At 73.4% G+C, this 23310-nt stretch carries 18 protein-coding genes and 1 pseudogene; 14 read left to right on the top strand and 5 right to left on the bottom strand.

Going from position 1 to position 23310, the window contains the following annotated elements:
• The first annotated feature begins 48 nt into the window (after positions 1-48).
• From ACZ5C2_RS14195 to ACZ5C2_RS14165, 7 genes are all read left to right on the top strand, one after another.
• A complete protein-coding gene (locus ACZ5C2_RS14195; RefSeq protein ID WP_468790074.1) occupies positions 49-3258 on the top strand; it encodes a helix-turn-helix transcriptional regulator in 3210 nt (1069 codons plus the stop codon).
• Positions 3259-3401: 143 nt separating this feature from the next.
• Positions 3402-4652, top strand: a complete 1251-nt coding sequence (locus ACZ5C2_RS14190; protein WP_468790072.1) for a PucR family transcriptional regulator — start codon at positions 3402-3404, stop codon at positions 4650-4652.
• A gap of 1022 nt (positions 4653-5674) precedes the next feature.
• Positions 5675-6457, top strand: coding sequence for an ABC transporter ATP-binding protein (locus ACZ5C2_RS14185; RefSeq protein WP_468790070.1), 783 nt, complete (start codon positions 5675-5677; stop codon positions 6455-6457).
• Entirely contained in the window at positions 6454-7257 is an 804-nt protein-coding gene (locus tag ACZ5C2_RS14180; RefSeq protein WP_468790068.1) for an ABC transporter ATP-binding protein, read from the top strand. Before ACZ5C2_RS14185 ends, ACZ5C2_RS14180 begins: the two co-directional genes overlap by 4 nt.
• Positions 7254-8150 (top strand): branched-chain amino acid ABC transporter permease, encoded by an 897-nt coding sequence (locus ACZ5C2_RS14175; protein WP_468790066.1) that lies wholly within the window; start codon positions 7254-7256, stop codon positions 8148-8150. The genes ACZ5C2_RS14180 and ACZ5C2_RS14175 overlap by 4 nt, the downstream gene beginning before the upstream one ends.
• Positions 8143-9282 (top strand): branched-chain amino acid ABC transporter permease, encoded by a 1140-nt coding sequence (locus ACZ5C2_RS14170; RefSeq protein ID WP_468790064.1) that lies wholly within the window; start codon positions 8143-8145, stop codon positions 9280-9282. The genes ACZ5C2_RS14175 and ACZ5C2_RS14170 overlap by 8 nt, the downstream gene beginning before the upstream one ends.
• Complete coding sequence (locus ACZ5C2_RS14165; protein WP_468790062.1) at positions 9279-10565, top strand: ABC transporter substrate-binding protein; 1287 nt, start codon at positions 9279-9281, stop codon at positions 10563-10565. The genes ACZ5C2_RS14170 and ACZ5C2_RS14165 overlap by 4 nt, the downstream gene beginning before the upstream one ends.
• Positions 10566-10620: 55 nt before the next feature.
• On the opposite strand, the gene ACZ5C2_RS14160 is transcribed toward ACZ5C2_RS14165, so the two are convergent.
• Positions 10621-11103: an MSMEG_6728 family protein gene (locus tag ACZ5C2_RS14160; RefSeq protein WP_468790156.1), complete on the bottom strand. Its 483-nt coding sequence runs from the start codon at positions 11101-11103 to the stop codon at positions 10621-10623.
• Positions 11104-11210: 107 nt separating this feature from the next.
• The gene (gene mgrA / locus ACZ5C2_RS14155) at positions 11211-12254 is read right to left on the bottom strand and encodes an L-glyceraldehyde 3-phosphate reductase (protein WP_468790060.1); all 1044 of its coding nucleotides are present in this window, start codon (positions 12252-12254) and stop codon (positions 11211-11213) included.
• A 94-nt stretch (positions 12255-12348) separates the two neighbouring features.
• On the opposite strand from mgrA, the pseudogene ACZ5C2_RS14150 reads away from it, so the two are divergent.
• Positions 12349-12612, top strand: a pseudogene (locus ACZ5C2_RS14150) (snapalysin family zinc-dependent metalloprotease); the annotation flags it as partial.
• 202 nt (positions 12613-12814) lie between these two features.
• On the opposite strand, the gene ACZ5C2_RS14145 reads toward ACZ5C2_RS14150, so the two are convergent.
• From ACZ5C2_RS14145 to ACZ5C2_RS14135, 3 genes are all read right to left on the bottom strand, one after another.
• Positions 12815-14137 carry a lipase family protein gene (locus ACZ5C2_RS14145; RefSeq protein WP_468790058.1) on the bottom strand — a complete coding sequence of 441 codons (1323 nt, stop codon included), beginning with the start codon at positions 14135-14137 and terminating at the stop codon, positions 12815-12817.
• A gap of 199 nt (positions 14138-14336) precedes the next feature.
• Positions 14337-15512: a S1 family peptidase gene (locus ACZ5C2_RS14140; RefSeq protein ID WP_468790056.1), complete on the bottom strand. Its 1176-nt coding sequence runs from the start codon at positions 15510-15512 to the stop codon at positions 14337-14339.
• 184 nt (positions 15513-15696) lie between these two features.
• Entirely contained in the window at positions 15697-16605 is a 909-nt protein-coding gene (locus ACZ5C2_RS14135; protein ID WP_468790054.1) for a hypothetical protein, read from the bottom strand.
• A 564-nt stretch (positions 16606-17169) separates the two neighbouring features.
• Here ACZ5C2_RS14135 and ACZ5C2_RS14130 point away from each other — a divergent pair.
• From ACZ5C2_RS14130 to mnhG, 6 genes are read left to right on the top strand one after another with little or no spacing between them, the layout of a single operon-like run.
• Positions 17170-19998, top strand: coding sequence for a Na+/H+ antiporter subunit A (locus ACZ5C2_RS14130; RefSeq protein WP_468790052.1), 2829 nt, complete (start codon positions 17170-17172; stop codon positions 19996-19998).
• Complete coding sequence (locus ACZ5C2_RS14125; protein WP_468790050.1) at positions 19995-20426, top strand: Na(+)/H(+) antiporter subunit C; 432 nt, start codon at positions 19995-19997, stop codon at positions 20424-20426. The genes ACZ5C2_RS14130 and ACZ5C2_RS14125 overlap by 4 nt, the downstream gene beginning before the upstream one ends.
• Positions 20423-21952, top strand: a complete 1530-nt coding sequence (locus ACZ5C2_RS14120) for a Na+/H+ antiporter subunit D (protein ID WP_468790048.1) — start codon at positions 20423-20425, stop codon at positions 21950-21952. Before ACZ5C2_RS14125 ends, ACZ5C2_RS14120 begins: the two co-directional genes overlap by 4 nt.
• Complete coding sequence (locus ACZ5C2_RS14115) at positions 21949-22551, top strand: Na+/H+ antiporter subunit E (RefSeq protein ID WP_468790046.1); 603 nt, start codon at positions 21949-21951, stop codon at positions 22549-22551. Before ACZ5C2_RS14120 ends, ACZ5C2_RS14115 begins: the two co-directional genes overlap by 4 nt.
• A complete protein-coding gene (locus tag ACZ5C2_RS14110; protein ID WP_468790044.1) occupies positions 22548-22814 on the top strand; it encodes an MrpF/PhaF family protein in 267 nt (88 codons plus the stop codon). The genes ACZ5C2_RS14115 and ACZ5C2_RS14110 overlap by 4 nt, the downstream gene beginning before the upstream one ends.
• Positions 22811-23203, top strand: coding sequence for a monovalent cation/H(+) antiporter subunit G (gene mnhG, locus ACZ5C2_RS14105; RefSeq protein WP_468790042.1), 393 nt, complete (start codon positions 22811-22813; stop codon positions 23201-23203). Before ACZ5C2_RS14110 ends, mnhG begins: the two co-directional genes overlap by 4 nt.
• Positions 23204-23310 lie beyond the last annotated feature (107 nt).

Genomic DNA, 23310 nt, shown 5'->3' with positions numbered 1-23310 from the left:
TGGACGCATTCCTTCCACGTCACCTTACGCATGAGTAAGGTCGCGGAGATGACCGGACAGACGGCCCTGCGGCGGCAGGCGATCCCCGAGCTGCTGGACGCGCTCCGCGCCGACGGCGGCGCCCGCGTCGTGACCGGTGAGCCCGGTTGCGGCCGCACGACGTTCCTCGAGCACGCCGCACGCGCCTTCCACGCCGGACCGGTGTGGCACGTACGGCACCCCGGCGGCCTGCACACCCTGCTGCGCACCGCCGGCCACTCCGGCTCCGTACCCGGAGGCGGCACGCAGGGGGAGGCGCTGTTCGAGGCCCTGCGCGCGGCGGCCGACGCGGTGCCGCTCCTGGTGTGCGCGGACGACGTGCACCTCTGGGACGCGGCGTCGCGCGCAGCACTGGGGCACGCGGCCGGACGGGTCCACTGCGCGGGCGTCCGGGTGGGGCTGCTCCTCACCGTTCCCGGGCACCGGCCCGTCGACCGGGAGCTGGCGGCGCTGCCCGTACTGCGGCTCGGCCCGCTCGCGGCCGGGGACGCGGCGCGTCTGGTGGACGACGTGACGGACGGAGCCGTCCACCCCGCCGTGCGCGAGGAACTGGTGACGGCGTCCGAGGGCAACCCCGCGCTGCTGCTGGCGCTGGTCCACCGGCTGTCGCCCGCCCAGCTCGGCGGACGCCGGGCACTGCCCCGGCCGTTGGCCGACGGTGAGGTGCTGGCCCAGGTGGCCGGCGGATGTCTCACCGGCGTCCCGCCGGACCGGGCCGGACTGCTGCTGACGGCGGCGGCCGCACTGCGGGCGACCGGGGAGCCGGACGCCGACGCGGACCTCGTGCTGCGAGCGGACGAGACCTTCGCTGCGGGGCCGTTGCCCGAGGTACTGGTGCGGGCAGGGGGCCGGCTGCGGTTCCGCAGCGCGCTGCTGGGACGGGCGGTGTACGCCGGTGCCCCGCCCGAGCGACGCCGTGCCGCGCACCGCGCACTGGCCGGGGCCCTGCCGGACGCCGAGGGCATCCTCGCGCTGCTGCACCGCTCATGGACCGTCCCGGGCCACGCCCCCGCCCTGGCGGCCCGGCTGGCGCGGGCGGCGGCGGACCCGGCGGCGGCGGTCTCACCCGTCCTGCGGCGCAGGGCGCTCACCCGGGCGGCCGCCCTCACCACCGACGACACGGAGCGGGTCCACCACTGCACCGCCGCCGCGGAACAGGCGCTCCTCGCCGGTCACCCGTCCGAGGCGCTGCGCCTGCTGGACGCGGCCCGGAGCCGTCCGGTGCCCCCGTCGGTACGCGGCGGTGCGGAACTGCTGCGGGGCGCGGTACTCCTGGCCGACGGCCCGGTGGACGACGCCCGCGAGTCCTTCCTGCTGGCCGCCGCCCTGCTGACCGCCACCGACCCCGGGGCCGCCGCCACGGCAGCCCTGGGCGCGGCGAACGCCGCCTGGTCCGCGGGCGACCCCGCGGCCTGCCTGGAGGCCCTCACCACCGGCACGACGGCCCGCCCGACGACGCCCCCACCATCCGCCGGCACCCCGGCCCCGGCTCCCGGCGCCGAGGCGGTGGGCGTCCCGGCCATGGGCGTCGGCAGCGCGCCCGCCGGTGCTCCCGCCCTGGCTCCTGGTACTCCGGCGGGCGGCGCTGCTGCCTCGGCCAGGGACATCCCGGCGGGTGGGACTCCGGCCCCGGCTCCCGGCGTGCCGGCCGCGGGCGCTCCGACGGTGAGCTCTCCGGCGCCGACCGCAGGCATCGCGGCCGCCGAAGTCCTGACCTCGGTCACCGGCACGCCGGCCGCGTGCGCTCCCACCACGGCGGTCTCGCTCATCGGCTCGGCGCAGCCCTCCGTCGGTCGGGGGCAGCCCCCCGTCCCGGGTCCGGTGGGCACCGGCGCGTCCGGCGGGAACGCGTCGTCCGTCGTCGGTTCAGGAACCTGCGGTGCCCACGGTGCCGGTATGCCGACCGCCGGCGGCACGGCCGGCGCCTCCGGTGGTCGTGCGCCGACGGCCGAGGGTGCGGACCGGCCTGGTCAGGGGAGTGGGTCCATGGGGGTCACCTCACCTCACGAGGCCGTGCTCCGTGACCACCGGGACGGGATGCGAGCCGTGCTACTGGGGCGGTTCGACCGTGCCACCGTGCCGTTGCGGCGGGTGGTCGAGCGGGGGCTGTGCGGCGACGAGCCCGAACGGCTGCTGCGGTCCGCCGCCGCCGCGCTGATGCTCGGAGAGGTGTCCGCCGCCCGCCGCGCCGGCGCCCGGGCACTCGCGGCGGCCCGGACCCTCGGTTCCGCCGCCCTCGAACCGAGGGCGCTGGAGTACCTCGCCTACGCCGAACTGCGGGCCGGACGTCACCAGCTCGCCCGCACCCACGCCGAGGAGGGCCTGCGCACCGCCTCGCGGACGGGTCAGCGGAACACGGCCGCCCACCACCATGCCGTACTGGCGCTCGCCGCGTCGATCGAGGGAGAGCAGGAGGTCGTGGCCGAACATGCGGCGGCCGCCCTGCGCACCGCCCGCCGGCACGGACTGGCGCAGGCGGCCACGCTCGCCCAGTGGGCCGCGGCCCGCGCCGACTTGGGCGCCGGGCGCCCCCGCGAGGCCGCGGACCGGCTCGGCCCGCTGGTGCGCCCCGGGGCGCGGCGCGGCCACTTCGCGGTGTGGATGCTGGCCGTCCCCTGCTTCGTGGAGGCCGCCGCACTCGCCGGCCGGCCCGAGCAGGCTCCGGCGGTGGTCGAGGACTTCGCCCTGTGGGCCGCCTGCGGAGCCGACCCGCAGGCCCCCGCCCAGCTACTGCGCTGCCGCGCGCTGCTGGCCGCTCCGGAGGCGGCCGACACCCTGTACCTGCGGGCCCTGGACCACCACGAGGGGACGGCCGGTGACTTCGAGCGGGCGCGTACGGAACTGCTCCACGGCAAGTGGCTGCGGCGCAGGCGCCGACTGCGCGAGGCACGGGCCCGCCTGGGGGAGGCGCTGATGGGTTTCGAGGGGTGCGGCGCGCGTCTGTGGGCGCAGCAGACCGCCGCCGAACTGAGGGCGGGAGGCGCGGCCCCGGCCGGGGCCGAGGCGGGGGAACTGTCCCGGCTGACCCCGCAGCAGCTGCGTATCGCACGGTGTGTCGCCGAGGGCGCCACCAACCGGGAGGTGGCCCTGAGCCTGTCCGTCAGCACCCGCACCGTCGACTACCACCTGCGGAATGTGTTCGCCACCCTCGGCGTCCGTTCACGGGTCGAGCTTGTCCGACTGGTCGAACAGGAGGAAAAGACCGGTGCACAGCTCTAGGGACCGACCGGACGGTATGCCATCCTTCGGGACAGGACGAGTCCGGTGGCGGCCGGCCCACGGGCTCCCCGTTCCGGCCGGGCGCCGGAGCGGGGACCGCCACGCGGGCACTGCCGGGAAGCCGACCCTGGGGGAGATGCGCGATGCAACACGCCGTACGGCCACTTCGCCCCGGAGCCATGCCCGCTCCGCGCCCGCGGACACCGCGCGTGCGGTCGCTGATCGACGCCGACGCGCTGCGCGTGCTGCACCGGGCCGCCCGCGTCCTGCTGGACGACCTGCCCCAGCTCACCGACCGGCTGATCGCCGTCCTGCAGGAGCAGGAGCCCGCCTACCGCACCGCGGTGGAGGGCGACGCCGCCGCGACCTGGCAGGAGGTGCACCGCTCGCTGCGGCACAGCATCTCGTCCCTGCTCGATCCGACGGGCGCCCGGGAGGGAGCACGCCGCTGCTCCTGGAAGATAGGCGCCACCCGTGCCGAACAGGGCCTGCCGCTGGACGCGCTGCTGCACGCCTTCCGGCTGGGCGGCTCGCTGGTGTGGCAGGGCCTGGTCGACGAGACCTCCCGGGCGGCACCGGAGGACGTACGGCTGCTGGTGCACGTGGCGTCCGACGTGTGGAACTTCGTCGACGAGCACTCCACGCTCGTCGCGGACGCCTACCGGCAGACCGAGCGGCAGCTGGCGTGGCGGAGGGAGAACAGGGTGCGTCTGCTGGCCGCGGCCCTGCTGGACGGCACGAGCAGGATCGCCGAACTGCCGGAGGCCGCGCAGGCACTGGATCTGCCGGAGCACGGACGGTACGTGGTCGTCGCGGCCACCGGGGGCCGGCTCGCCGGTTGTCCGGGTGCCCAAGCGGCCCTCGCCCCGGGTGTGCGCGTGCACTGGCACACCGGTGTGGACGCCGACTACGGCATCGTTCTGGTCGAGGACGGTGAGGAGCTGATCGTGCAGGAGGAACAACCGCCCGGTGCACGGGTGGGCGTCGGCGGTGCGGTCGACGGCCTGGCCGCCGTGGGCGACGCACGGCGTCTGGCGGACACCGCGCTGACCCTGTGCCCCGAGTCGGGCGGCACCGTCCGGCTCGCCGAACACCTCCCGGCCGCGCTGGTGGCGTCGAGCCCCGAACTCGGCGCCGCGCTGGTCGACCGGCTCCTCGGCCCGCTGGCCCATCTCGAACCCGCCGACGCGGAGGTCCTGCTGGACACCCTGGCCACCTGGCTGGCCTGTGACGGTTCGGCGCAGCGGGCGAGCCGGCGCCTGTACTGCCACCGCAACACCGTCCTCAACCGCCTGCGCCGCTACGAACAACTGAGCGGCCGATCCCTCTCCCGCCCCGGCGACCTGGTCGAGGTGAGCCTGGCCCTGACGGCCCGCAGCCTCCTCCATCGCTGATCCCTGGCGACCCGTCCGCGCCCGGCGCGGTGGGAGGAGCGCGGGGCTGTGTCAACAAGCGGCTCCGCCGCGCGGGGTGCGACACGGGCCCTCCGGGGCGAAGCCCCCAGGGACGGGACGGGAAGGGGCAGCGGCGGGGATCCCCCACCCCCAACGAAGCCCACCACAGGGCTCTCATCGGCTGTGACCGCACCCCGTGGCCCTCGACCCGGCCCGCCGAAGGGCTGCCGGGCGACGGCCAGGACCGGTGGGCCCGCCGACCGCGAGGCCACCATGAGCGTGGTCCGTGCGGCTGTGGCGGAAGCACAGCGGCAGGTCCGTGACACCAGCAGCGTCCACCCCCGGCGACGAGGCCCCGGCGTGGCCCCGGGGGCCAGCCGACGCTGTCCGAACGCGCACCGCGAGAACCCGGCAGGCCCCCGTGCGACCAACGGCCGGGCGCGGTTCCGCACAGACGGGCGTACCCGAGGGCGCATGTCCGGCCGACTGGTGGGTTCTCGGGCCCGGGGTGGGCGTGTTCCTGGCCGGGCGCGGTGACGGTCCGGCCGGTCCTTCTGCTGCCCGGGCGGTGCTGGACGCAGGCCGTGGGGACGGGTGCGTCTGCGGTCCCCTTGCCGGCTGCTCCGGCGGGCTCGGGGCCGAGGTGGGCGCGGTGACGGTCCGGCCGTTCTGCGCCCGACCCGGCCACGGCTGGGCGCAGGGGCCGTACGGCGGGCGTACCCGCTGCCACCGTTCCCGGCCGCACCACCTCCCTGGCCCCCGGGCAGCACCCGCCACCTCCCCGGCCCGCGCCGACATGGCGCACCGCCGCCCCGGCCCCGCCGCGAAGCCGTACCGGCGGCCGCCGCCCCGACCGGGCCCCGGCCCCCGCCTGGGCACCCGCACAACCCCCGCCCGCCCCCGTTGGTACGCCGCAGCGAGCGGGCCCGGAACGGTGTACCGGCCGGCCGGGCCCGTGCTGTCGTGGGCTTCCCTTCCCCCGAAGCCGTCGCCGCCCAGCGGTGCGGTCCCGAGGAGTCGTGATGCCCGAAGCACCACCGGACGGCCTGCCCACGCTGCACGTCGAGAACGTCGACGTCACGTACGGGCGTGCGCTGTCCGCTCTCCGTTCCGTGTCCCTGACCGTGCCGCCCGGCGCCGTGGTGGCGCTGCTCGGCGCCAACGGAGCCGGCAAGACGACCCTGCTGCGGGCCGTGTCCGGCACGTTGCGCCTGCACCGCGGCGCGATCACGGCCGGCCGCATCCGCTACGGCGAGACGGTGCTCGACGGCAAGGATCCCGTCGCGGCGGTACGCGCCGGAGTCGTCCAGGTCCCCGAGGGACGGAGGGTGTTCGCCGGACTCTCGGTCGACGACAACCTCCGCTCCGGCGGCCTCGGCCTCGGCCGGCGCGGGCGGGCCCAGGTCCAGGAGTCACGTGACCGGGTGTTCGCCCTGTTCCCCCGGCTCGCCGAACGCACCCACCAGGCCGCCGGCCTGCTCTCCGGCGGCGAGCAGCAGATGCTCGCCATCGGCCGCGCCCTGATGGCCGCCCCCCGCCTGCTCCTCCTCGACGAGCCCTCCCTCGGCCTCGCACCGCAGATGGTGTACCGGATCGCCGAGGTGATCCGCGAGATCAACGCCCAGGGCACCGCCGTCCTCCTCGTCGAGCAGAACGCCGGCATGGCGCTGTCCCTCGCCGACCACGCCCACGTCCTGGAGGTCGGCGAGACCCGCCTGTCCGGCCCGGCCGACGAACTCGCCCGCACCGACGCCGTACGCCGCCTCTACCTGGGTGAGTCGGCAGAGGACCAGGGGGCGGCGTGAAAGACCGCACCACCACCGCACCGCCCGTGCTCGACGTACGGGACGTCACCGTGCGCTTCGCCGGGCTCACCGCACTCGACGGTGTCTCCTTCACCGTCGTCCCCGGCTCGGTGCACGCGCTCATCGGACCCAACGGCGCCGGCAAGTCCACCTGCTTCAACGTGCTGTCCGGTCTGTGCCGTCCGGCCGAAGGCACGGTGACCCTCGGCGACACCGAGCTGACCCGGCTCGCCCCGCACCGCATCGCCGCGCTCGGCGTGGCCCGCACCTTCCAGAACATCGTCACCACCCACGGCACGGTCGCCGACAACCTCATGCTCGGCCGCCACGCCCTGTCCCGCGCGGGTTTCGCCGCGAGCGCGCTGCGTTTGCCGAGCGCCGTGCGTGAACAGCGCGAGCACCTCGGACGAGCCCGCCAGATCGCCGAACTCACCGGTCTGGCACGCTACTTCGACAGCCCTGTGGCGCTGCTGTCGTACGGGGACCGCAAGCGTGTCGAACTCGCCCGCGCCCTCTGCCTGGAGCCGCGCGTGCTGCTTCTCGACGAACCCGTGGCCGGCATGAACGCCGCCGAACGCGCCCGCACCGCCGAGGTCGTGGGTGAACTCCGCGCCGAACTCGGTCTGTCCGTCGTCCTCGTCGAACACGACATGGGCCTCGTCATGCGCCTCGCCGACGACGTCACCGTGCTCGACTTCGGCCGGTCCATCGCCCACGGCACCCCCGACGAGGTCCGCCAGGACCCCGAGGTGCTGCGCGCCTACCTCGGCACCGACGCACCAGGGGAGGACGCGGCATGACCGGGTTTCTCGACAACGTCCTCGGCGGACTGGCACTCGGCGCGGTCTACGCGCTGGTCGCCCTCGGCTTCGTCGTCATCTTCAAGGCCTCCGGCGTCCTCAACTTCGCCCATGGCTCCCTGCTCCTGTTCGGTGGCTACCTCACCGCCGTACTCCACGACGACCTGGGCTTCGCCGGAGCGCTCGCCCTGGCGATCCTGACCACGGCCGCCCTCGCCGGCGCGCTCGACCGCTTCCTGCTGCAACGCGGCGGCCAGGACGCCCACTCCGCCCACGTCCAGACCATCGTCACCATCGGTATCGACATCGTTCTGCTCACCGACCTGGCCCGGCGCATCGGCGGTGACCTGCTGTCGCTCGGTGATCCGTGGGGCGACGCGGTGACCGAGCTGGGCCCGCTGACCGTCGCGGACAGCCGGCTCGCCGCGATCGTGGTGTCCGCCGTGGTCATCGGCGGAGTGTTCGCGCTGTTCCGGTTCACCTCCTGGGGCCTGTCCCTGCGGGCGGCGTCCGAGGACCTGGAGGCCGCCGCACTCATGGGCGTACGGCTCAGCCGGGTCCGGGCGGGCGCCTGGTGCCTGGCGGGCGCGCTCGCCGCGCTGGCGGCGGTGTTCCTCTCCGCGTTCCCCGCCCCGGGCCTGGAGCGCACCACCGGCCAGATCGCCCTGAACGCCTTCCCCGCAGCGATCCTCGGCGGGCTGGCCTCGCCGGCCGGCGCCCTCGCGGGCAGCCTGATCATCGGCCTGACCGAGGCACTCGTCGTCGGTTACCAGTCCGAGCTGCACGTACTCGGCGAGGGGTTCGGCGACGTCGCCCCCTACGCGGTGATGCTGCTGGTGCTTCTCGTGCGGCCCACCGGGCTGTTCGGCGCGAAGGGATCGGCCCGTGTCTGACCGACTCCTCGGGGCCCTGACCCGCCGACGGGCCCGGCTCCTGCTGCTCGCCGTCGTCCTGTGCCTGCCGCCGTTCTACCTGGACGCCTTCTGGCTGCGCATCGGCCTGTTCTCCATGGCCGCGGCCATCGGAGCGGTCGGTCTCGCGCTGCTCAGCGGTACCGCCGGCCAACTCTCCCTCGGACACGCCTTCTTCCTCGCCGTCGGTGCCTACGGCTACGCCTGGTTCGCGGGTGAACCCGGGCCGGGCCTGCCACCGGCCCTCGCCGCGGTCCTCGCGGTGCTGCTCGCCGGAGCGGCCGGAGGGCTGTTCAGCCCCGTGGCAGCCCGGGTCAAGGGCATCTACCTCGGGATCGCGACCCTCGCCCTGGTCTTCCTCGGCCACCACGTCCTGCTGACCGCGGACTCCGTCACCGGAGGCTTCAACGGCCGCTCCGTGCCGCCGCTGACCCTCGGCGGATTCACCTTCGCGGAGAGCGACCCCGGACTCACCGTCCTCGGCGTCCCGTTCGGCGCGGAGGAACGGCTGTGGTTCCTGGGGCTGGCCCTGTTCGCGTTCACCTGGTTCACCGCCCGCGGCCTGCTGCGCTCACGCCCCGGCCGGGCACTGGCCGCCCTGCGCGACAGCGAAACCGCGGCCGCCGTGATGGGCGTCGACGTCGCCCGCCACCGTTCCGCGGCCTTCGTGGTGTCCTCGATGTACGCCGGTCTCGCGGGAGTGCTCCTGGCGCTCGCCTTCCGCCGCGTCGTCCCGGACTACTTCTCCCTCGTCCTCTCCGTCGACTACCTCGCCATGATCGTCATCGGGGGCCTCGGCTCCGTCGCCGGAGCCACCGCCGGCGCCGTCTTCGTCACCGCGCTGCCCCTGCTGATGACCCGCTACGCCGACCAGCTCCCGCTGGTCGCCGCCCCCGGCTCGTCCGAGGGCGCCGTGGGCCCCACCGAGGCCGCCCGCTACCTCTACGGCGCGGCGATCGTCCTCGTCCTGCTGTACGCACCCGACGGACTGCACGGCCTGGCACGCCGGGCCCGTGACCGCGTACGCCGATCCCGTACCCCCGCCACCCGAACCGACGTCCCCCCGCCTCCGCAGCCGTCCGCAGACGCACGACCCAAGGAGCACACCCCGTGAACACCACGCACCACAGGCCCCGCAACCGGCACCGCACCGCCGGCACCGTCCTGGCCGGCGCCCTCGTCCTGCTCCTCGCGGCCACCGGATGCAGCTCCAAGGCAGAGGACGGCAAGGGCGGCGGTGAAGCGGCCGACGGTGTCCGCACCGGCCCCGGAGTCGGCGCCGACACCATCAAACTGGGCGCCCTCACCGACCTGACCGGCCCCTACGCCACGCTCGGCAAGAGCATCGTGCAGGCCCAGCAGATGTGGGCCGACGAGGTCAACGCCGACGGCGGCATCTGCGACCGCAAGGTCGAGATCGTCGTCAAGGATCACGGCTACGACGTGCAGAAGGCGGTCACCGCCTACGCCGACATCGCCCCCGACGTCGTGGCGCTGCCCCAGGTCATCGGCTCCCCGGTGGTCGCGGCACTGCTCGACGACATCGAGCGGGACAAGATGCTCACCTTCCCGCAGGCCTGGGCGGCCTCCCTGCTCGGCAAGGACGCCATCCAGGTGCTCGGCACCACCTACGACGTCGACATGATCGCCGCGGTCGAGTTCCTCACCCGTACCAAGGGCCTGAAGAAGGGCGACACCATCGGCCACGTCTACTTCGAGGGCGACTACGGCGCCAATGCCCTGGAAGGCTCCACCTGGGCGGCGGAGAAGGCCGGTCTGAAGGTGACCGGGCAGAAGATCCAGGCGACGGACACCGACCTGTCGGCCCAGGTCTCGGCGCTGCGCAAGGCAGGCGTCAAGGCCATCCTGATCAGCGCGGGACCCGCACAGACGGCCTCCCTGGTCGGTGTCGCCGCCTCCCGCGGCCTGAAGGTCCCGGTCGTCAGCAGCGCCCCCGGCTTCGCGCCCCAGCTGATGAAGACCCCCGCCGCCCCCGCCCTGGCGGCCATGCTCAACATCGTCAGCGCGGCACCCGCGGTCAGCTCCGACCTGCCCGGTGTGAAGCGCATGGTGGCGTCGTACCAGAAGAAGTACCCGGACTCGCCGGTCGACTCCGGCGTGCTGTCCGGATACAACGCCGCCCAGCTCATGGGCGCCGACCTGAAGAAGGCCTGCGAGGCGGGCGGCCTCACCCGTGAGGACGTCGTCAAGGCGCACCGTGCGCAGACGAACGCCGACACCGGCCTCGGCACCCCGCAGAACTTCTCGGACGTCGACCGTCCCGCGAGCGTCAAGGCCTATGTGCTCAAGCCCGACGCCAAGTCGGTCGGCGGCGTGGTGAACGCGGAGGACGCGCACGCGGCCCCGGGAGTGGAGGACTACCTGTCCGCGCGGTGACGCACCGCCGTCCGGTGTCCCCTCCCCAGCTGATCCCGGGGAGGGGACACCGGGGTCAGCCGCCGACCGCCTCCGGATCGCGGTCGGACGACGGCCACACGTACGGCAGGTCGTCCGGCTCCCCGGGGAAGAGTCCGGCGTAGACGGCCGGGTCCTTGCGGACCAGCGCCGAGCGGTGGCTGCGGTGCAGGGCGTCGTCCCCGAGCCAGGGCGGGAGCTCGCCGGCCTCGGCCAGCTCCCGCAGGCCGCGCACCGGCGCGCCCGGCCGTACGACGGCCAGATCGGCGACGAGCGTGGCGGCGCAGCTGTCCTGATGGCCCCGGTCGCGCCAGACCCGGCAGATGTCCAGGCCGTAGCGGACCAGGGCCTCCTCGTACCCGGTCCACATGCGCACCGCGGGATGGTGGCGCCACCCGTATCCGGGCACGATCAGGCCGCGCAGCACCTGGATCGCCTCCACCCGCTGTTTGCCCAGCCGGCGCCGGTCGAGCACCAGCGCCGACTCGTGGAAGTCGGGGTACGGCAGGAAGGTCTGCATACGTCCGCCGTCCAGAGGGGCCCGGGTCCACCGCGCCGTCGGAGCGCGGCTCACCGCACCGCAGTTCCCCGTCCCCGGCGGGCCACACCCCGGGGCGCCCCCGAAACTCAGCCCATGGTGCCCAGCCGGGCCTCGCGCCACAGGTCGACGCCGCCCTCGGTGGCGTACGTGTCGATCTCGGCCAGCTCCTCGGCGGAGAACTCGAGGTTCTCCAGCGCGGCGATGTTCTGCTCCAGTTGCTCGGGGCGGGAGGCGCCCATGACCAGCGAGGTGACCCGACGGTCGCGCAGGGCCCAGGCCAGCGCCATCTGCGCGAGGGTCTGCCCGCGCCGGGCCGCGATCTCGTTCAGGGCGCGCAGCCGGTGCAGCATGTCGTCGGTCAGCCACGCGGTGTCGAACGACGTGCCCGCCGCCGCCCGGGAGTCCCGCGGTACGCCGTCCAGGTAGCGCCCGGTCAGCAGGCCTTGGGCGAGCGCCGTGAACCCGATGATCCCGAAGCCCTCCTCCTGGGCCACGTCCAGCAGACCGTCCGTCTCGATCCAGCGGTTCAGCATGTTGTACGACGGCTGGTGGATCAGCAGCGGAGTCCCGAGGTCGCGGAGGATCGCCACGGCCTCGCGGGTGCGCCCGGCGTCGTAGGAGGAGATGCCGACGTAGAGCGCCTTTCCCTGGCGGACCGCCGTGTCCAGGGCGCCCATGGTCTCCTCGAGGGGCGTGGTGGTGTCGAGGCGGTGCGAGTAGAAGATGTCGACGTACTCCAGCCCCATGCGCTCCAGGGACTGGTCCAGCGAGGCCAGCATGTACTTGCGGGAGCCGCCGCCCTGGCCGTAGGGGCCGGGCCACATGTCCCAGCCCGCCTTGGTGGAGACCACCAGCTCGTCCCGGTACGGCGCGAGGTCCTGACGCATCAGCCGGCCGAAGTTGATCTCGGCGGCGCCGTAGGGCGGGCCGTAGTTGTTCGCCAGGTCGTGATGGGTGATGCCCAGGTCGAAGGCGCGCAGGGCGATCTCGCGCTGCGCCGCGAAGGACCGGTCGTCGCCGAAGTTGTGCCAGTAGCCCAGGGACAGCAGGGGGAGGTCGAGTCCCGAGCGGCCGGTGCGCCGGTAGCGCATGCTGCCGTCGTAGCGCTCGGGACGGGCGGGGTGGTTCATCGGGTGGTCTCCGGTGATGCGAGCGGGGGTGGCCCGTGGGGCGGTGTTGATCCTCGACCACAGTGCCCCCGCGTGATCCGGAAGTCCAACCGATCCGCGCTCCCTTCCCGATTCGCTGGGCCGGGGCACCGTCTGCATCGGACGCCGGGCGATCGACCAGGCCCACTCCACGATCCGTGTCACGGCCCACGAACTCGGCCACATGCTGGGGCTGCCGGACCGCAAGCCCGGCCCCTGCTCCCGCCTGATGTCGGGCGCCAGCGACGGAACCCCGTGCACCAACCCGTACCCGAGCCCGGCGGAGAAGGCGCAGGTCGAGAAGAACATCGAGGGAGCCCGCACCGGCGCATTCATGTGACTGATGTGACAACCGAGGTGATCACCGCTACGGTTGTCTCAGGTCGGGCGAGGGAAGCTTCCCCCACCCGGACCGTGCGTTGGTGGTCCAAGGAAAGACGCCCCGCTTCCTGCGGGGAGATGCAGGTGCAAGGCCTGCCCGGCGCTCCTTCACGAGCCCCGTCCCGGAGATCCGGGACGGGGCTCGTCGCGTTGCCGGAGGTTCAGCGCTGCAGCGGCATGGTCCAGCAGTTGGAGCGGGTCGTCCTGCCCTCGAGCCGGTCGGTCAGCCACTCCACCGCGTCGCCCTGGTCGGTGAGGAGCGGCGCCAGGTGGTTGGTGAGGAGCTTGTCGCCGAGGTTGGGCAGCTGGACGGCCTTGTAGGTGACGTCGCCGCCCTTCTCGCACCAGTCGACGGCCAGTTGGCGTGCCTGCTCGTGCGGGACGATGTCGTCCTGGACGCCGGTGACCAGGCGGACCGGCCCGGTGGGCTTCATCGTGCCGATGCGCTGCTTGTCGAGGGCGGCCTGGGCGGCGGGCTCGGCGGCGATGATCTCGGCGAGGGACTTCCCGGTCGTGGTCCACTTGGTGCTCTTGGTGAATCCGTAACCGAGGATCGCGTCTCCCACGCAGGTGGTGGAGATGTCCTTCAGCGCGGAGCGTCCGGTGGCGTTGATGTTCGCGTCGACGACCCGGCGCAGTTCGGGTTCCGCCTGCGAGAAGCCGTTGATCGACCAGCCCAGCGCGCCGGCCAGCGCGCTGCCGTCGATGCCCTTCATGACCTCCGTCAGATCGGCGGGCGGCGCCCCGCTGTAGGTGCCGACGAGCGGTACGTCGGGCGCGTAGGTGCTCTGGAGTTCGGCTGCCGAGGCGCTGGCCCCGCCGCCCTGGCTGTAGCCGTACATGCCCACGCGGGAGGCGGCCGTGATCGACGCGCCCGGCACGGAGCGCGCGGCGCGGGCGGCGTCCAGCATGGCGTGGCCCTCGTCGACGCGGTTGACGTAGGTGTGGAGCCGGTCGGTCGCGCCGAGGCCGACGTAGTCGGTGACGACGACGGCCGCCCCGGTGGCGAGCAGCCGGTAGACCGCCAGGGTCTCGTACCCGAACGACACGGTCTGTCCGTTGAGGGTCAGGGGATTCTGCAGGGCCAGTGAGGGCGCGCACTGGTCGCCCTGGCCCATGGTTCCGGAGCCGACGACCACCAGGGGGCGGGGGCCGTCGCCCTTCCAGGCGGCGGACGGCTCGATGTAGGCCCCGGTGACGGCAACCGGCTGTCCGCCCGAATCGGTGGAGGTGTACATCAGCCGGGTCGCCGTGCCGGGCAGGGAACGGCCGTCCAGACCGGGCAGGCTCAGCCCCAGACGCAGTGGCTCGTGCCGGACCAGCACGCCGTTGCCCGCGGGCAGTTCGGCGGGCGGGGTGTAGAAGGCGGGGATGGTGACGCCCCGCGAGACCACGGGGTCGGTCGCGACGGCGGGCGACGCGGACACGCACACACAGGCCGTCGTGGCGACGACGGTGGTCAGCACGTTGCTGATACGGCTCACGGCTCACTCCTCGCTCTGCTCCAGAAGGTGAAATGTGAAACTAGCAGCGCTCACTTACCGGCGGTAACCCCTCGGTAAGTTACGGCCGGGTAACTCTTGTGGTGTCCGCCCGGAACGGGCGCGGGTCGCGAACCCCGGGCACGCGAAGAGCGGGCCCCGCCGGTCGTTCGGCGTGGCCCGCTCGTGGGTGGTCGGACGGTCAGGCGGTGTGCAGGGTCAGCCCGTAGCGGTTGAGGATCTCGTTGAGCGGCTGGAACCAGGTCTCGCCGCCGCTGGAGCAGTTGCCCCAGCCGCCGGAGGTGACGCCCTGGGCCTGGTCACCGCTGATGAACGAGCCGCCCGAGTCGCCGCCCTCGGCGCACACGCTCGTCTTCGTCATCTGATGCACCGCGCCCTGGCTGTAGTTGACGGTCTCGTTCTTGGCCAGGACTCTGCCGCAGTGCCAGTGGGTCGTGGAGCCGGAGCGGCAGATCGAGGCCCCGACCGGCGCCTCCGCCGAGCCGCGCACCAGCTGGTCCGACACCGTGCCCCAGCCGAGCACCACCGGGACCGTCCACCAGCCGCTGCCCACGTTGACCCAGGCGTAGTCGTTGCCCGGGAACGAGGAGCCCTGGAAGTTGCCGATGTACGAACCGTCCCAGCCCCTGACCTGCTGGCCGGCCCCGCCGCAGTGCCCGGCGGTGACGAAGCCGCCGTGCACCGAGAAGCCTATGGAGCAGCGGACGTTGCCGGTGTAGTAGGGGTCGCCGCCCACGGTTCCGGCGGCGAAGGTCTCGGCCGGCGCCCGTACGGTCCGTACGGTGACCGGACCGGCTTCGCGGGCCTCGGTGACGAAGGCGCGGACATCGTTGTCGTTCCGCTGGTCGCCGACGACGTTCACGACGACCGTGTTGGCGGTCGGGTCCACGGACCAACTGCTGACGCCCGAGGGCGCGTCGAGGCGGTCGATACGGGACTTGGCCGCGTCGAGTTGCTTCGCGCTGTGCTCCACGGTGCGTACGGCGGCGCCGGACGCGCGCAGGGCGCGGACCGTGGAGGCGTCGGCGTCCGAGGTGACGGCGACGGTCAGCTTCTCGTTCCCGGTGTCGAACCAGGCGCCGCCGTAGGCCGGTCCGGCGGTCTTCCGTGCCTCGGGTGCGAGGTCGGTGGCCTCCCGTTCGGCGGCCAGCCGGTCCTCCGCTTCGGCGAGGGTCAGGCCGAAGTCCCGTTGCATCGCGTCCAGCAGGGCGGTGGAGGCGGGTGCGGAGTCGGCGCCGCGGGCGGCGGGGGAGTCGGGTGCGTCCTGCGCCGAGGCGGGCAGGGTGCCGGCCGCTGTCCAGCTGCCGATCATGAGCAGGGCGGCTATGCCGGCATGTGTGAGTCGGGTGCGTCTCATGGAAGGTTGCCCTTCGTCGTTCCAGCAAGGTGGGGGTGGAACAACCGCAGTGTGAGAGCGCTCTCATCGTGAGGTGAGCAGAGCTTAGCGAGGCCACCAGTGTCAGGTCTATGCCAATGCACGGCTCATTTCGGTTCGCACCTCGTCAGCACCGCGTGTCAACCGCCCGTCCCGGCCGCCCCGTTCAGCGCGTGTCCTGCTCCGCCCGCTCGGCCTCCTCCGTGGCTTCGTCCGCTTCCCGCCGGGCCCTGGTGAGGGCGTCAGTGGCGGTCCGGTCCTGCTTCTCCGCATCCCGCCGCTCGCGCTCCGCCCGTTTCAGCTCGGCGCGTTCGCCGTGGAGTTGCTCCTCCAGCGCGGACACCCGCTCCTCGGACTCGCGGTGGTGCTCGCGCGCCCGCTTCAGTGAGGCCTCTGCCTCCTCCTGCTCGGCACGCCGTTCACGGAGCCGCTCCTCGGCCGCCCGGGCCGCCTCCCGAGCCCGGGTGAGCCGTTTCGCACGCTGCTCCGCGAGCTGGTCCCTCTTCCGCGCCGGGGGCGACGGCGTGCGGGTCGTCCTCCGCGCCGGGTTCTTCACGGCGACCGTCGGCGCGGACAGCCCCGAAGGCGGTGTCAGCGCGGTCTCCACCCGGCCGGTGGCCCACAGGCCTGCCGCCTCCGGATCGGCGAGCACGGCGCGCAGGGTCGTCTCGACGTCCCGCTGAACCGCGTCCGACAACGGATGCCCCGCCTCCCGGGCCAGCGCCGCCGCCTGCCGGGACAGCTCGGAGACGATACGCCGCCGCTGGGCCGACAGCTCCCTCAGGCCATCCGGATCGAGGGTGGCGTGAGCCTCGCGCAGCGCCCTCCCCAGCTCCAGGAACCGCTCCGCCTCGTCGGGCCGGGAGCGCCGGAGCAGGTTCGCCGCCCAGGCCGCGAGCGTGGGGCGGCGGGCGGCGTGGATACGACGGGCGTCATCGGCCCGCCCGGCCGTCCTGGCGGCCACGGCCCGCTGCTCGCGCCGGGCGACGAAGTCGGACGGCGGCAGCGCGTAGAGCTCGTCGAGGACCGCCTCCGCATCGCCGGCCTCGTCATCCCTCATGTCCCTGCGCCGCATGACCCCCAGACTCCACCGGACCCGACGACCACGCACATCGGAAGCGGCGCCCGGGGAGGCACAGGGGCACAGAGGCACAGGGCCGGCCGAACCGGTTCCGGGCCGCCGTGGCCGGTGTCGGGCCGTCGTGGCCCACCGGGGCGGCCGTCTCCGCGGAGCCCGGGCAGGCAGCCGCCTGACCCGCGGCCCGTCCGCGACAGCCCGAGCACCGCCCCGGTGCCTCGGTGCCTCGGTGACGAAGGCGTACTCCTGCCAGGGACGGCCGGTGGTGACGGGGTTCGCCGGCAGAACGGCGTGGAGCGGGCCGCGCGAGGCCCCCGGGTGGCGTCGCGCTCGGAGGGTCCGCCGGACGGGAGAGGCCCGGGAGCCGGCCGGCCCTGTCGCCGGCCGGAACGTCGTCGCCGCCTCCGGCGTGGCCCTGCGCGGTCGCACACCCGTCTGCCGCACCCGTCAGGATTGATCGCCACGGCATCGGGCACCCAAGGCCGGCGACCGGGGTAGACCTCCACGACCGGGCGGCCCCGACCGCTGCCGACGGCCGGGATGCACGAAGGAGTTGGTGCGGTGCTGTTTCTGCTTGCCGCCCATGCGGGGGTCGCGGCGGCGATCCCCTGGTGGCAGCGGCGACTCGGCCGTGCGGTGTGGCCCGTGGCGGCCCTGGTGCCGCTGGCGGTGGTCGTCTGGGCGGGTACGCGGGCGGCGGATGTTCTGGAGGGCGGCGACTACCGGGAGTCCTTGTCCTGGGCCCCGTCACTCGGACTGACGATCGACCTGCGGCTGGACGCACTGTCCCTGCTGATGCTGTGGATCGTCGCCGGTGTCGGAGCCCTGGTGCTGCTGTACTGCCGGTACTACGTCGAGCGGGACGCGGGCCGTCAGGCCTCCCTGCTGCTGGCCTTCGCCGGGGGGATGGCGGGACTCGTACTGGCCGACAACCTCTTCGTCCTGTACGTCTTCTGGGAACTGACCACGATCGCGTCCTTCCTGCTCATCGAAGGGCGCGGTGAGCAGGCGGAAGAGCGCCGTGCCGCCCGGCAGGCGCTGCTGGTCACCGCGGCCGGCGGCCTGGTCATGCTGCTCGGTTTCGTCATGCTCGGACAGGAGGCGGGCACCTACCGCGTCTCGGCGATCCTCGCCGACCCGCCGCGGGGCGGGACGGTGTCCGCGGCCGCGGTGCTCGTCCTGATCGGAGCGTTCGCCAAGTCCGCGCAGATGCCGCTGCACGGCTGGCTGCCCGCGGCGATGGTGGCCCCCACCCCGGTCAGCGCCTACCTGCACGCGGCCGCGATGGTCAAGGCCGGGGTCTACCTCGTGGCCCGGCTGGCACCCGCCCTGGCGGAGGTGCCCCCGTGGCGGCCGACGGTGCTCGCGGTGGGCCTGACGACGATGGTGCTGGCTGCCTGGCGTGCGCTGCGCGCGACCGACCTGAAGCTGCTGCTCGCCTACGGCACGATCAGCGAACTGGGCCTGCTGAACGCCCTGATGGGGGCCGGAACACGGACCGCCGCCCTCGCCGGCACGGTGATGCTGCTCGCCCACGCGGCGTTCAAGGCCGCGCTGTTCCTGTCGGTCGGCATCCTGGATCACCAGACCGGCACACGGGACATACGAGATCTTTCAGGCGTGGGGCGTCGCATGCCGGTGCTGTGCGCGGTCGCCGTGCTTGCCGCCGCATCGATGGCCGGTCTCCCGCCACTGGTGGGATTCGTCGGCAAGGAAGCCGCCCTGGAGGCGTTCTGGAACGGTACCGGCATCGACGGGCACAAGCTGCTGAGCGTGGTGCTCGTCATCGGATCCGCCCTGACCGTGGCGTACGCCGCGCGCTTCGTCTCGGGTGCGTTCCGCGGACGTCCGAACGAGGCGGTGGACAGGGCGGAGCCTCCCGCATCCGGTTTCGTCGCGCCGGTGGCCGTACTGTCGGCCGGGGGACTGGTGCTCGGTCTGGGCTACGCGGCCACCGCGGCCGTCGCGACCGCCTACGCCGACGTGTATCCGCCGGGGCCGCACGGCCCGTACAAGCTCTCCCTGTGGCACGGTTTCACGCCCGTGCTCGGCCTGTCCGCGCTGACCCTGGTGCTCGGCGGCCTCGTGCACACGGCGGGACGCGACGCGTGGCCGGTGCCACGGCTGCCGGACGTGCAGCGTGCGTTCGACCGCGGGACCGCGGCCCTGAACCGGCTGGCCACGGTCGTCACCGGGCACACGCAGGTCGGGTCACTGCCGGTCTACCTGACGGTGCTGCTGACGACCCTGGTGGTGGTGCCGGGCGCCGCGCTGGCGGGTGCGGCGCCCTCACTGGGCCCCCTGCAGGCGTGGTGGTCCCCGGTCGAACCGTTGCTCGCGGTGGTGGTGCTGGCGGCGGCCGCGGCCGTGGTCGCCACCCGGCACAGGTTGACCGGCGTCCTGCTGGCCGGGGCCGTGGGCTACGGGGTGGCGGCGGTGTTCGTGGTGCGGGGCGCGCCGGACCTGGCGCTCACCCAGTTCCTCGTGGAGACCATGACGTTGGTCATGGTGGTGCTCGTGCTGCGCCGGATGCCGCCCCGGTTCGGTACGGGCCGGGCCAGGCCACGCGTGCGCCTCCTGCGGGCCACGGCGGCCGGTGCGGTGGGCGCCCTCGTCACCTGCTTCGCCCTGGTCGTCTCCGCCGCCCGCACGGCCCCGGCGATCTCGACGCAGTACGCGGACCGGGTGGCGGAGGCGGGGGCCAAGAACATCGTCAACGCGATCATCGTCGACTTTCGTGCGCTCGACACGGTGGGGGAGATCTCGGTGCTGCTGGTCGCGGCGGTCGGTGTCACGAGCCTGGTACGCGTGGACGGAGACGAAGGGCGGGCGCCGAGCACGGGTTCGGGCGGAACCTTTCCGACCGCGCACTGGGACGAACCGGCGCGGACCTGGCTGCCGGGCGCCGACGAGCGGCCCGGCGGCGAGCGATCGGTCCTGCTGGAGGTGGCCACCCGTCTGCTGTTCCCCTCGATCCTGCTGCTGTCGCTCTTCCTGCTGTTCTCCGGCCACTACCGACCGGGCGGAGGCTTTTCCGGCGGCCTGGTGGCGAGCCTCGCGTTCGTGCTGCGGTATCTGGTGGGCGGACGGGCGGATCTCGGAACGGCCGCACGGGTGTCCGCGAGTGTGGTCGCGGGCTCGGGCCTGCTCCTCGCGGCCGCCGTCGGCCTGCTGCCACTCGCCTTCGGCGGCGTGCCGCTGCAGAGCGCGGTGGTCACGGTCCACCCGCCGGTGCTCGGCACCGTCAAGTTCGCGACCAGCCTGTTCTTCGATGTGGGGGTCTACCTGCTCGTCGTCGGGGTCGTTCTCAAGCTGCTGTCGGCGGTGGGTGTCTCGCTGGGTGGCGACGGCGTTCGGGCGGACCGCGAGGGGGAAGGGAGTTCCCGGTGAATTCGGTCGACGTGACGATGTCACTCGTGGTCGGCGGCCTGTTCGCGGTCGGCTTCTACCTCATGCTGCAGCGGTCGCTGATGCGGATCGTCCTCGGATTCATCCTCCTGGGGCACGGCACCAACCTGTTGCTGCTGGTGGCCGGGGGCACGCCCGGACGGCCCCCGGTAGTGCCCGAGAAGGGACAGGACCCCGCCCAGATGGCCGACCCGTTGCCGCAGGCCATGGCGCTCACGGCGATCGTGATCACCTTCGGCCTCACCGTCTTTCTGGTGGCCCTCGCCTACCGGTCCTGGCGCCTGTCCGGGCACGACGAGGTGCGTGACGACCTGGAGGACCGGAGGATCGGCACCGCCCGGGAACGCGCCGGGAACGACCCCGCGCCGGAGAACGGTGCGGGCGACGCGACGAGGGAAGGAGACCGATGACGGCGGCACTGCCGGTCCTCCCTGTCCTGCTGCCGGTACTCGGTGCCGGCCTCTCCCTGCTCCGCCTGCCCCACGCCGTGGTGCGCGCACTCAGCACGGGCGTCCTCACAGCCGTCCTGGTCTGTGAGGCCGCCCTGCTGGTCCTGGCCGACACGCGCGGGCCGCAGGCGCTGCACGTCGGTGGCTGGCCCGCTCCCCTGGGCATCACCCTCGTGGCCGACCGGCTCTCGGCCCTGCTGCTCACCGTGTCGACGATGGTCGCGCTGGCCGTTCTGGTCTTCGCCATCGGCCAGGGCACTGCCGAGAAGCGCCCCCGCTCGGCGGCTCTCTTCCATCCCGCCTACCTGCTGCTCGTCACGGGCGTGAGCCTGGCGTTCCTGTCCGGCGACCTGTTCAATCTGTTCGTCGCCTTCGAGGTGATGCTCGCCTCGTCCTATATTCTGATCACCCTGGACGCGGACGAGAACCGCACCCGCGCGGGGATGACGTACACGATCGTCAGCCTGACGTCGTCGTTGCTGTTCCTCTCCCTGGTCGCGTTGGTGTACGCGGCCACCGGCACGGTCACGCTGGCGCAGCTCGGCCCACGGTTCGCCGAACTGCCGGATGGGCTGCGTGGCGCGTTCGCCCTGCTGCTCCTGGTGGTCCTGGGCATCAAGACGGCCATCATCCCGATGCATTTCTGGCTGCCCGACAGCTACCCCACCGCCCCCGCACCGATCACCGCCGTGTTCGCTGCGCTGCTGACCAAGGTCGGCGTGTACGCGCTCCTGCGCACCCAGACACTGCTCTTCCCCCGCACCGATGTGTGGATCCTGCTGGCCTGTGCGGCGATCATCACCATGCTGGTGGGGATCCTCGGCGCCATCGCCCAGGACGACCTCAACCGGCTGCTGTCCTTCACCCTCGTCAGTCACATCGGTTTCATGCTGTTCGGGCTGGCGCTCTTCGACACCCGGGGTCTGACCGGCTGCATCCTGTACGTCGTCCACCACATCGTCGTCCAGGCGGCACTGTTCCTCGCCGCCGGTCTCGCCGTGCGCCGTACGGGGACCGCGGCGCTGCACCGCTTGACGCGACGGGCATCCCCGGGTGTCCTGGCCGTGCTGTTCGCGATCCCGGCCATGAGCCTGTCGGGGATCCCGCCGTTCTCCGGTTTCATCGCCAAGCTGGCCCTGCTGCGGGCCGGCGTCGCACAGGGCGGCCCGGCGGCGTACGCCCTCGCCGCGGCGGCTCTTCTCACCAGTTTGCTGACGCTGTACGCCATGAGCCGGGTATGGACATCGGCCTTCGCCACCCGGGTGCCGGACCACGGGGAGGCACCGCCGCCGACGGCGCCGGACGCGGCGACGGCCCGGTCGCGCGGGACGCGACTGATGCTCGCCGCCGCGGCCGGCATGACGGTGACCGGGCTGACGATCGCCGCGTGCGCGGGCCCGCTCGCCCGTCTCGGCGAGCGGGCCGCCGAGGACCTGCTGCACCCGCAGGCGTACCGGTCCGTCGTGCTGGGGGAGGGGGAGCGGTGACTCGTCCTCCGAGCCGTCCGCGACGGCTCCGCACGGCACTGAGCCATCTGCCGTTGATCGTCTGGCTGTGGATCCTGTGGGTCCTGTTGTGGGGTTCCGCCGGCGCGCTCGTCCTCGTCGGTGGGCTGCTCGTCGCCGTCGCCGTGGTGCTGCCCTTCCCGCTGCCCGCCGTGCTGCCAGGAGCAGTGCCCCGGCCGCTGCGGGTCGGGCGACTGGTGGCCCACCTGCTCACCGACCTCGTCAGGTCGGGGCTCACCGTCGCATGGCAGGTCGTCCGCCACGGCGGGAGAACCTCCTCCGCGATCATCGAGGTACCGCTGCGGGTCGACAGCGACCTGCTGATCACAGCCGTGGCCGAGGTCACCACCATCACCCCGGGCACCGTGGTGACGGAGATCGACCGGCGTCACGGGCTCCTGTACGTTCACGCGCTCCCGGCGCACGACGAGCAGGACATCACCCGCCGCCGTAACGAGGTGCGGGCCGTGGAGCGCCGGGTCATCCGTGTGGTCGGCCACCGCCACGACGGCGACGCACTCGGCCCACGACCCGGTGGGCCGGACCACACACGAACGCAGAACCGGGAGGGGGAACGATGACAGTGCTGTACAGCGTCACACTGACCGTGATGGCGGTGGCCGGTCTGCTGACACTCCTGCGTCTGGTCCGCGGCCCGAGCGCCCTCGACCGCATCATGGCACTCGATGTCCTCGTGACCATGGTCATCGCCGGGATCGCCATGAGCATGGTGATGCGTGACGACACCACGGCCGTTCCCCTCCTCGTCGTCCTCGCCCTGCTCGCCTTCATCGGATCGGTGACGGCTGCGCACCTGCTGGAGAAGCGGGAAGGAATGCGATGACCGTCATGCGGGACGCGATCACGGCCGTGCTCTTCCCGGCCGGCGCGCTCTTCTGCTTGTTCGGAGCGCTGGGGCTGCTCCGCTTTCCGGACACCATGAGCCGTCTGCACGCGGCCGCCAAGGCCCAGACCCTGGGGGTGCTGCTCATCCTGTCGGGGGCAGCCGCGCAGATGCCCTTGCGTCATGCCCCGGTGCTGCTGCTCGTCGCCCTGTTCCAGTTGTTCACCGTGCCGATCACGAGCCAGATCATCGCCCGTACCGCGTACCGCACCCACGGGCTCGACCGCGACCGGCTGCTCCGCGACGAACTCGCGGACCGTCTCGCCCGGGACGGCACCCCCGTGGACGGACAGGGCTCCGCCGAGCGGGACGACGACGCGGAGCGCTGACCGTGAGGCGGACGAGGAGCGTTCGCGGCCGGCGGAACGGCGACGACCCGGAGCGCCGTGGACCGCTCGCCGTGCGTACGCCGACGGCCGCCCGCCACCGGGCGTGC

It is taken from the genome of Streptomyces sp. NPDC031365 (assembly GCF_055569765.1).
The sequence above is the reverse complement of the archived record's forward strand: the minus strand, read 5'-3'. Positions and strand labels throughout refer to the sequence as shown.